7 protein-coding genes and 4 pseudogenes are annotated in these 9101 nt (G+C 45.2%); 6 read left to right on the forward strand and 5 right to left on the reverse strand.

Features of this window, described 5'->3' with window-relative positions:
• Window positions 1–308: 308 nt before the first annotated feature.
• From F8S12_RS19980 to F8S12_RS19995, 4 genes and pseudogenes are all read left to right on the forward strand, one after another.
• A pseudogene (locus F8S12_RS19980) lies at window positions 309–734 on the forward strand (reverse transcriptase domain-containing protein); the annotation flags it as partial.
• Window positions 735–1023: 289 nt separating this feature from the next.
• Window positions 1024–2253, forward strand: a complete 1230-nt coding sequence (locus F8S12_RS19985; RefSeq protein ID WP_196517838.1) for a hypothetical protein — start codon at window positions 1024–1026, stop codon at window positions 2251–2253.
• Between the two features lie 263 nt (window positions 2254–2516).
• Window positions 2517–3386, forward strand: coding sequence for an MBL fold metallo-hydrolase (locus F8S12_RS19990; protein ID WP_196517839.1), 870 nt, complete (start codon window positions 2517–2519; stop codon window positions 3384–3386).
• A gap of 269 nt (window positions 3387–3655) precedes the next feature.
• Window positions 3656–4777 carry a Gfo/Idh/MocA family protein gene (locus F8S12_RS19995; RefSeq protein ID WP_196517840.1) on the forward strand — a complete coding sequence of 374 codons (1122 nt, stop codon included), beginning with the start codon at window positions 3656–3658 and terminating at the stop codon, window positions 4775–4777.
• Window positions 4778–5152: 375 nt separating this feature from the next.
• Here F8S12_RS19995 and F8S12_RS40760 read toward each other — a convergent pair.
• The 4 genes and pseudogenes from F8S12_RS40760 to F8S12_RS20015 form a co-directional block, all read right to left on the reverse strand.
• Window positions 5153–5389, reverse strand: a pseudogene (locus F8S12_RS40760) (hypothetical protein); the annotation flags it as partial.
• 178 nt (window positions 5390–5567) lie between these two features.
• The gene (locus F8S12_RS20005) at window positions 5568–6134 is read right to left on the reverse strand and encodes a hypothetical protein (protein WP_331001415.1); all 567 of its coding nucleotides are present in this window, start codon (window positions 6132–6134) and stop codon (window positions 5568–5570) included.
• A gap of 76 nt (window positions 6135–6210) precedes the next feature.
• Window positions 6211–7163, reverse strand: a pseudogene (locus tag F8S12_RS20010) (hypothetical protein); the annotation flags it as partial.
• Window positions 7164–7518: 355 nt separating this feature from the next.
• Window positions 7519–7731, reverse strand: coding sequence for a hypothetical protein (locus tag F8S12_RS20015; RefSeq protein ID WP_196517841.1), 213 nt, complete (start codon window positions 7729–7731; stop codon window positions 7519–7521).
• Between the two features lie 223 nt (window positions 7732–7954).
• On the opposite strand from F8S12_RS20015, the gene F8S12_RS20020 reads away from it, so the two are divergent.
• A complete protein-coding gene (locus F8S12_RS20020) occupies window positions 7955–8377 on the forward strand; it encodes a hypothetical protein (RefSeq protein WP_230968139.1) in 423 nt (140 codons plus the stop codon).
• Between the two features lie 34 nt (window positions 8378–8411).
• Complete coding sequence (locus F8S12_RS20025) at window positions 8412–8723, forward strand: hypothetical protein (RefSeq protein ID WP_230968140.1); 312 nt, start codon at window positions 8412–8414, stop codon at window positions 8721–8723.
• Here F8S12_RS20025 and F8S12_RS20030 read toward each other — a convergent pair.
• A pseudogene (locus F8S12_RS20030) lies at window positions 8662–9101 on the reverse strand (hypothetical protein); the annotation flags it as partial. The gene F8S12_RS20025 and the pseudogene F8S12_RS20030 sit on opposite strands and share 62 nt — an antisense overlap.

Genomic DNA, 9101 nt, shown 5'->3' on the forward strand with positions numbered 1-9101 from the left:
TTATAAATTGTTATTTTAATTAAGTTCTATATTCTAAAAACAGAACTACTTTCCTGGATTTACCCTTCGTTTTTAAGCAAATCCCTCAAATATGTCAGTATTTATACTTAATAATTGTAGTCAATTATTTTTTAGTGATGCCTGCGGTGGTCACTGAGCTTGCCCTTTGCGGAGCGTCTTGTAGAGAAGTGCGCGCTGCGCCTACGCCTTTCCCTAAAAAACTAATTATTTTGTGCTACGTATTGAATTTCAAAATGGCGATTAATACCCTATTTATTTCAAAATGAGAATTGCTGAACAAAACCCCAGCCAGGGACATCATCGAACCATCAATCCGATACGCGGATGACATGGTTATTATACTCCGACCCGAAGATGACGCGATAGAGATACTTGAAAGAATCAGCGAGTTCCTCCGCAAACGCGGAATGAATGTAAGCCAAAAGAAAACCAAAGTTACCGCCACGACAGATGGGTTTGATTTCCTCGGATGGCACTTCAAAGTCCAGAAAAACGGAAAATTCAGAAGCATTCCCTCAGTGGAAAACTTCAAAGCATTCCGTAAGAAAGTAAAACACATCGTCAACAACTCGAATTATGGTGCTACTACAAAGGCTGAGAAATTAGCCCCGGTGGTTAGAGGTTGGAGAAATTACCATAAGTTCTGCAAGATGGACGAGTCTAGAAACTCGTTATACCACATTCAAAAAAGAGCTTACACCGTGTACACGGAAACGGGTACGCACGGATCTAACTGAGAGGTGCGGGGAATAATATCCCCCATCGACTCAACCAAAGCTGTAAGAATTTGTGAGAATATGAATCACAGTAGCGCTACTTGGTTGATGCTAAGAACGCACTAGCGCCCTTTACTAAAACACATAGATACAGTCTCATCTACTTTCATGAGGTATGCTAGGTTTCTAATGTCGAAAAACGTTTTTACAATTTTTAACCACGGTACAGACTTTCATCGAGATGCCAATCCTAATGAATTAATTAATTAACCAGTTGAGCATGGCAATGGATGGAAAAGAAGCGCGAATTGTCCAGACTGGTGAGCGTACCAAAGAAAATCCCATACCCTTTGCCCTAAAGTCAGAAAATCCGACTTACCTTATCTGCGAAGGGCCAGGTTCTGAGGAAGTCTCTGTAGAAGACTCTAAAAGCGGAGTACACCATGCTTATCCCGGTAAATTCAACTCTATTTTCGGTACAGAAAAGGGCAAAGGACAATCTCAAAACCCTGCACTTACACTCAAAGGAACCAGACAATATTGGTTTTTGGGAGAAAGGCAAGCTGACGAATTTCAATTATCCTTCATGGGCAACACTCCCGAAGTTTGGAAACTAACGGGTTTAGCTTTGGGTAGCGGTTGGGATGATAACGTCTATAAAGCTGTTTGGATGCTCACTCACCTAAAATTTGAGATGAGCCAACCTATTGATACCATCAACATTATCGGTTGGAGTCGGGGAGCCGTCACCTGTTTAAAGATAGCTAACAAGCTTTTTGAGGTATTTGAAGATACCCTCAACGTTAATATCTTTGCCATTGACCCAGTACCAGGCGGCTACACTAACAGAACCCTGGATATGCTAGCCATTCCCCCCAACGTCCGCAACTACTTGGCAGTTCTCGCCTTAGATGCAGACGGTGGTAACTTTCAACCCACCGATCGCAATCAAATTAAACTTTTCGCTCCTAAGAGTCAGCATGGCAAAGGTGGCAACCCCGATAGCCTTAATCAGCGACACATCTTGCCACACGTTCATTTTTTACCCATTCCCGGTAATCATTCCGACGTGGTCAATCTTAATCTCAGCCATTCGCTGGTAAAGAACAGTGCTATTTTATGTCAGCATCTTGCGTGGCAGTTTTTAACTGCACATGGAACTCCCATGAAACAGGGATTTCCGCTATCCAGCGATACAGTTAGCGAACTCTACAATCAAATGCTGCCTAAACTTGATGAAATTGCCAAAGCAGCATCAACCGGCGGATTTTTAAGCCCTATTGAGGGGTTTAAGACCGAGAGAGCAGTCCGCAAGCGTCGAGGGGAATATGTCTACGAACCTAATAAATACATCAACGAACACCATCGTCTTTGCGCTCTCCAGGAAGACTATCCCGCCGTTCCAAAGTCTGATGAACAGTTTTCAAGAAGCGACTGGAGTGAATGGCAAGAAAATAAAACACTCGATCTGCCAAAAGAGCAAGCCCATTTACAACTGATGGGAATAACGCTTTAGGGGTTAAGCAAAAATAAATTGAACAAACCTTCAATACCGAATGGCACCAAGAAAAGCGGAAATGCTTATCAATTAAATTCAGAACTTCATAAAAGTAACCTGAAAGACACAGCAGTGATATTTCTTGGGAAAGACGTAAGCACACTGCTACCTACCTAACATTGTAAGGGTTAAAAGCCTATCAAGCTGGGCGCGATTAGCTTCGCTAACGGCATCAGCCAAGCTAATTGTGCAATTAGCAATCTTACACATTTAGGAGATTCATGCAAATTCATCATCTCAATTGTGGCTGCATGTGCCCAATTGGTGGTTCCCTCTTCGATGGCTTCAGTCGTGGCCCGAAGGCCCATCTCGTCTGCCACTGTTTGCTCATCGAGACAGAGCAAGGACTTGTTCTTATTGATACTGGCTTCGGATTGCGCGATATCAAGTCGCCTTACTCCCGCCTCAGCCCGTTCTTCATTCATTTCAATGGTATCCAGTTTGATAAAAAATACACGGCACTCGATCAAATTGAGCGGCTCGGATTTTCGCCGCGAGACGTGCGTCATATTGTGCTAACTCACCTCGATTTCGACCATGCCGGTGGTCTGGATGATTTCCCGGAAGCAACAGTCCATGTAATGCAGACTGAAATTGAAACCGCGCAGGATCGGCGCGGCTTCATCGCCAGGGGGCGCTATCGTCCAGAACAATGGGATGAAGTTCAACACTGGAAGTATTATTCGGCGGAAGGTGAACCTTGGTTCGGCTTTGAGGCAGTACGTAATCTTGATGGATTGCCACCGGAGATTCTCCTCATCCCACTTTCCGGTCACACGCGGGGTCATGCTGGCATCGCCATTGATACACCAGAGGGTTGGCTTCTACATGCTGGTGATGCCTACTTTTATCGGCACGAGATGGACTCTAAAGGAAGTTGCACGCCAGGTTTGCGTGCTTACCAATGGATGATGGAGGTGGATCGCAAGGCTCGGTTACTCAATCAAGATCGGCTACGTGCCTTATCAAGCGATCGCAATCACGACGTGCGCCTCTTCTGTAGTCACGATGCAATCGAGTTCAAAGCCTTTGCTGAACAATCCAGAACCGCACAAGCACAGGCTTTGAGCATCGGTGAGAAATCCGGGTAGTGTATGCACCGTCTTGGTAATAGCTGTGTGGAAAAATAATTAACAACTCTTAGCAGAGTCGGTGTGTCTTTTTTTTTGTTTCATGCAACAAAGCCTCCAAACAGGATAGTTGACGAAGTAAATCTCATCAAAAGCTTGTTTTTTATTTGATCATGTATTTCATAAGTATGATTAGAGTCTCTCTCATCGGCAAGATGGAATAGCTGAAGAACTTCATCATAGTAAAAGAGCGATGTTTAAAAACGAGTTCTTGATTGAGAGGTCTAGAAATGGCAGCTACAAATGAAAAGCGTAAAATTCGCTACGCCGTCGTGGGTTTAGGTTGGTTTGCTCAAGAAGCCGCCTTGCCTGCATTTGCCCCTACGGAAAACTCTGAAGTAGTTGCGCTAGTTTCTGATGACCCTACTAAGCGAGAAGAACTGAGTAAACAATATGGCATTCAACGTACTTATTCCTATGAAGAGTACGAGGACTGTCTTACAAGCGGAGAGGTTGATGCAGTTTATATTGCACTGCCTAATCACTTACATTGCGAGTACACTGTGCGGGCAGCCAATCAGGCAATTCATGTGCTGTGTGAAAAGCCGATGGCCGTGACCGAACAAGAGTGCGAGGCCATGATTAAAGCTGCCAATGACAACGGTGTAAAGTTGATGATTGCCTATCGCTTACACTTAGAGCCAGCAAACTTAGAAGCAGTCGAAATTTTGCGCTCGCAGCAAATTGGTGAACTGCGGATTTTCAATTCAGTTTTTACTCAGCAAGTAGAAGAAGGTAACATTCGTTTACGAGATATTACAGGTGGTGGGACACTGTATGATATTGGCATCTACTGTATTAACGCTGTACGATATTTATTTCAAGACGAACCAACCGAAGTCTTTGCCGTAGCAGCCAGTAAAGGGGAACAACGCTTCAGCGAAGTCGAAGAAATGGCTACCGCCACCTTACGCTTTCCCAATGAGCGACTCGCAACATTTACCTGTAGCTTTGGAGGAGCAAAGGTTTCCACCTATCAAGTTGTAGGAACCAAAGGTGACTTGCGGGTAGAATCTGCCTATACCTGGCATGGAGATTTGAAGCACTACTTGACAATTGATGGTGAAACTCAAGAACGCACCTTTCCTGCCCACAACCAACTAGCAGCTGAATTTACGTACTTCTCAGATTGCATTTTACAAGATAAAGACCCAGAGCCATCCGGGACAGAAGGATTAAACGATGTTCAGATTATTCAAGCACTCTATCGCTCAATTGGGACAGGTCAACCTGTACGGATAAAAAATATTGAGCCAGACACACGTCCGACATCGGATCAAGCTATTGAACATCCTGCTACTGAGGAAAAACCAGAGCTAATTAATGCTGCTCCACCTTCTGGCAAGTCTTAGAATCTGTTCCTTTTGAGAAAAATTAGTCAGTCATTTGCATTTTATTAAATATTCCACTCAACCAACGACCCTACACAATCGCAATCCCCCACTGCGGAAACTTCGCCAATAGTTTTCTGATCACAATTTGCAAAGCCGGATCATCATTCCAACACTCCTGCAAAAACTCAAACCCCGGATTCTGCCCCGAATGGGCCGCAAGTTTGAGTTTCTGCATACGCCCCGGTCGCATATTTGACCGCGCTACAATCGCCTCATGTGACCATTTTTCAGGATTTGGCACAGGCACGGCGGAACCTTCGCTTTCATGATCCGCTTTCGCTTCTACACCCGAAATTGGATTTTCAACTAACAACGTAGCAGAATAACCCTGTTCTACTTGCCCCTGTGCTTGAGTAGCGATCGCAGCAGACTTGGCCTGTTGTGTTTCCGGTTTCCTTCCCTCTTTGCGATCGCACCAGCAATAAATCGAGCGCAGCGTTCTGGCTGAGACGAGACTTGTTCTTCTGTAAACCGAATGACAAGCCAGTTTGCGTCGACAAAACACTTGTTTCGGTAATTATCCTCGCCGATACAGTGGGTAGGTTTAAGAGTTACAAACGAAATTGGCTCTGCTTATAAGTGGGGATGGGAGCGAGTCGCAGATTATGCGTCCCCGTTTTCAGAAAATAATTGGTCGCTTGGCAGTATCAATGCAAGGGAATCTTGATCTACACCTTCTGCATTAGTAAATAAGCACCATCAAGCAGCAATCACTTTAGCTGCACGCTATTCTGAGACAGTATGATTTTTACCTTTCCCAATCAACCAACACCCCATCAACACAAGCCATCCCCCACTGCGGAAACTTCGCCAGCAGCTTCTTGATCACAATTTGCAAAGCAGGGTCATCATCCCAGCATTCCTGCAAGTACTCAAACCCCGGATTCTGCCCCGAATGGGCCGCAAGTTTGAGTTTCTGCATACGCTCCGGTCGCAGACTTGACCTCGCTACAATCGCCTCATGTGACCACTTTTCAGCACTGGGGACAGGCGCGGCGGAACTTTCACCCTCATGATCCGCTTTGACTTCTACACCTGAAACTGAATTTTTAGTCATCAACTCAGCATAGGGGCGACTCGATTCTATTTTCTGATCTGCGATCGCTGAAGTTGAAGATTTTTCAATTTGGGCAGGCGGCGCGGCGGAACAAGTGCCTTCAGAACAGTGTCTCACTTCCTCACCACAATCCTGGTTTTCAGCCAACAACAAAGTAGATTGACTCGGTGCAGCATCCACAAGCGTCAGCGTCGTGCAGTCCATTGCCACAGGCAAGTCTTCCTCATTCTCTGACACGCTTTCAACAGATTGACACACGGAAATTTCCCCCACTGTGATGCAGGGCTTGGTAGTTGTATTTGGTTGTCTAAAAAGTCACCGATACACTGAAAGCTTATTGAGGTTGCCAGAATCGCAACTCGTCTCGGAAATACCTGTCAGTCTTTTTTGATTGTTCCTTCCAAGAATCCCAAGCAACCACCAATTCCTCACCTAAATCTTGCATCACTTCACCCCTCTCTACATACAAAGTGCGGTAAGGGTCAGCGTGGGCAACGATAGAGCCGATGCTAATGGGAGCAACGCGATTTTGTGAGGTGCTGAAACCTGGGACGCACATAGCTTGTTTCAGGATGCGATCGCAGTTGGTGTCGGTTCGCTTCCCAAAATTATGGCCGCAGCTTCAAGTGCTTGGGTGTTGTTCATAGCGGTGGCGAGATTCTTCAATGCCATACCCATCAGCCGCAAACATTCCTGGGCATTCTCTTTTGGCGGTTCCTGGGCCAGTGATCGCAGATCAATTGTCTTCTCCAGTGCTTGCTGGACTTTCTTGTTTAATGCTTTAGCCCCTTGTTTAGTGTAAGTATTTCCCCAATCTTGTCCAGTTCGAGGCTCAAAAGAATTTTCCAAATCCTGAATGCGCTGCCTAAGCTGCTGGTTCTCAGTCTCCAGCTTTCTCAACCCCTCCATTTCATCCAGCCGTTGCTGTAACTGGATATTTTGCTCTTTCTGCTGCTTGTACAAGTTTTGCAGAGATTGGATTTGTTCTTGTACCTGGGCTTCGGCTCTGGCTGCGGCCTCTGTTTGCAAACCAATCCTCAAGTCCTGGGAAAGTCGCTCTAACTCCTGTCTATGGCGTTCTTCAATAGCAGCGATCGCTTCGGCATATTCTGTGGGGTAAGTGCGTTCTCTGGGAAATTGGACACTAGCAGCATCTAAATCAGCATTGTTGATCAACAGCCTCTCACCATCAGCAAAGGTAACAGTCTGTTGCCAGTCATTTGCTGCGTCTGCCTCAATGGTTCCCTCTTCCCCATACCTTGGGTGCGACTGTTGTGAAACTGTAACTTTAGCGGATTGAGTGAGACTGACCAAAGAGCAACTTTTTAAGGCACTAACTCTTGAGGTTTAGCTTTCTCCACATTTTGAAAGGCACAAAACATATTTTGAAGTGTAAAGGAACTAGCTATACACCTTGTTTACTGCCTATAGGCAACTGTTGTCACAGATGCTACAGATGCGCCACTTCCATCTGGTATGTGACGTTTTTACAGAATATGCTGTTATCCCCAATGTTAACACAATATCATCACAAAAAATCAACACATTTAAAGCAGTAAACCCGCCTATTGGTTGGCGGGTTTTTCCTTGAGCATTTCTTTTAGTTTTTCTAGTAATTGCCTGAGAGATTCGTTCTCTTCTCTCAGGCGGCAGTTTCCCCCAATACTAACTCTTCTAATTTTGCGACTCTGTGCTTTAGCTCTACAATATCGCCTGACTCAGCTTTATTTCCCAGATATTGCTCAATTAAATCAAGCAGAACATCAGTAGCGTTTTTCCCCTCTTCTTTGACCTTTTGGTAAAAAGCATCCTTTATTTCTGGTGAAATCCTGATATTTAGCCTTGATTCAGTCATAGTACTTTCCTCTTTTCTTGATCAACGCTATCAGCGAAACCCTTGTATTAACAAGTGTACTCCCAGGTATTTATATTTTGTTATCCCAGTATGTTGACAGATGGGATAACAGACACCATACTATATTTATGAGCTTAAACAAACGACGACCGCCGCAGTCTGGAAAACGAAGCGATCGCCCTTTGTGAAAACCTAACCCAAAGCATGAGTCAGGAATATAATTATGACGCAATCCGTTTGCACACATCAAGCACCTTCAAGCTTTAAGCTTAATCAAATAGTCACATTTGCAGATGCTCCCTTCAAAGATAAGCAAGCGCTTGCCCAAGCAGAACTATACAGCCACCTCGAATCCCAAGCCGAAGTTGTAGCCCCAACCCAAGACCCGTTAACATCTCGTGACCGCCGCATCATTAGCGAGATTATCCAGGTCGAACCCGAATCAGTGCGTACCATCTGGATCGAAGGCGGAATCACCGTATGGGTGAAGTTTGTAGGTGGCGGACGGCTAGCCTTTGACCGCGATTGGTTTGCTACAAGAGTCGCGCAGGTAAAAGCGACTTTGCCAGAAACCCCACGAGAACGGAATCAGCGATTGGAAACTGAGTTGAAAGAAGCGAGGATATCTCAAAGGCAACAAGGCTGATTTTGCGATCGCCATTTCTCGCCCAGACCGCGCCTTGACCATCAACGAAAACTTTACCAACGAACCATTTACCGAACTTTGGGTGATTCCAGTCACTGGCGGACTAAAAGACCAGTTTAAGGGGGCAGCTTCGATGTTGCTTAGTTTTTTAATCCACCGCCGCAGTAAAGACAATTTCGCCGGACTCTACAATCACTTTGCCCATCGCGCTTTCCAGCAGTGGTGTGAAGAGGGAATGCCAGGAGATCCCAAAGAATTCTGTTATCAGGCGATCGCTAACGTACTCAAAAACTACATTTTCTGTGCGGAGTTTCAGAAAGTGGAAGGAACGCTAGGAACGTACTGATTCTTTGTTCGGAAGAATCATACACCAGATTTTTACACCAACCTCGCCACAGTACCTGGATACCAATAGGAGTTCTATGTCGATGTTCAAGATATCCGCCAAGACGAGCGATCGCTTCCACAGCCCAACCAGCTGTTAACACTTCACTATCAGAATCTAAGCTCCGGTTATGAGCGGCACGAACTACGACACCCGTGTGTTGAAGTTGACGAATTTTATCGAAAACTTCTGTGATATCACCTTCTCTGTCGAAAACATGAATTACTCGCGTGTGCTTAGTTACAAGTTTTTCTACAATCCTGCCATAATCAAGAAAAGTGGTGTCTCCAACACACAGCACTACATCGTATTCTGCAACAGTTTCCGCCGTCATTTGAC

Origin of the sequence: Nostoc sp. WHI (assembly GCF_015714725.1) — a bacterium.
Classification (GTDB): Bacteria; Cyanobacteriota; Cyanobacteriia; order Cyanobacteriales; family Nostocaceae; genus Nostoc.

Coding starts and splice junctions, on each gene's coding strand:
- F8S12_RS19985 (WP_196517838.1), top strand. CDS start 1,024: ATGGATGGAAAAGAAGCGCGAATTGTCCAGACTGGTGAGCGTACCAAA.
- F8S12_RS19990 (WP_196517839.1), top strand. CDS start 2,517: ATGCAAATTCATCATCTCAATTGTGGCTGCATGTGCCCAATTGGTGGT.
- F8S12_RS19995 (WP_196517840.1), top strand. CDS start 3,656: ATGGCAGCTACAAATGAAAAGCGTAAAATTCGCTACGCCGTCGTGGGT.
- F8S12_RS20015 (WP_196517841.1), bottom strand. CDS start 7,731: ATGACTGAATCAAGGCTAAATATCAGGATTTCACCAGAAATAAAGGAT.
- F8S12_RS20020 (WP_230968139.1), top strand. CDS start 7,955: ATGACGCAATCCGTTTGCACACATCAAGCACCTTCAAGCTTTAAGCTT.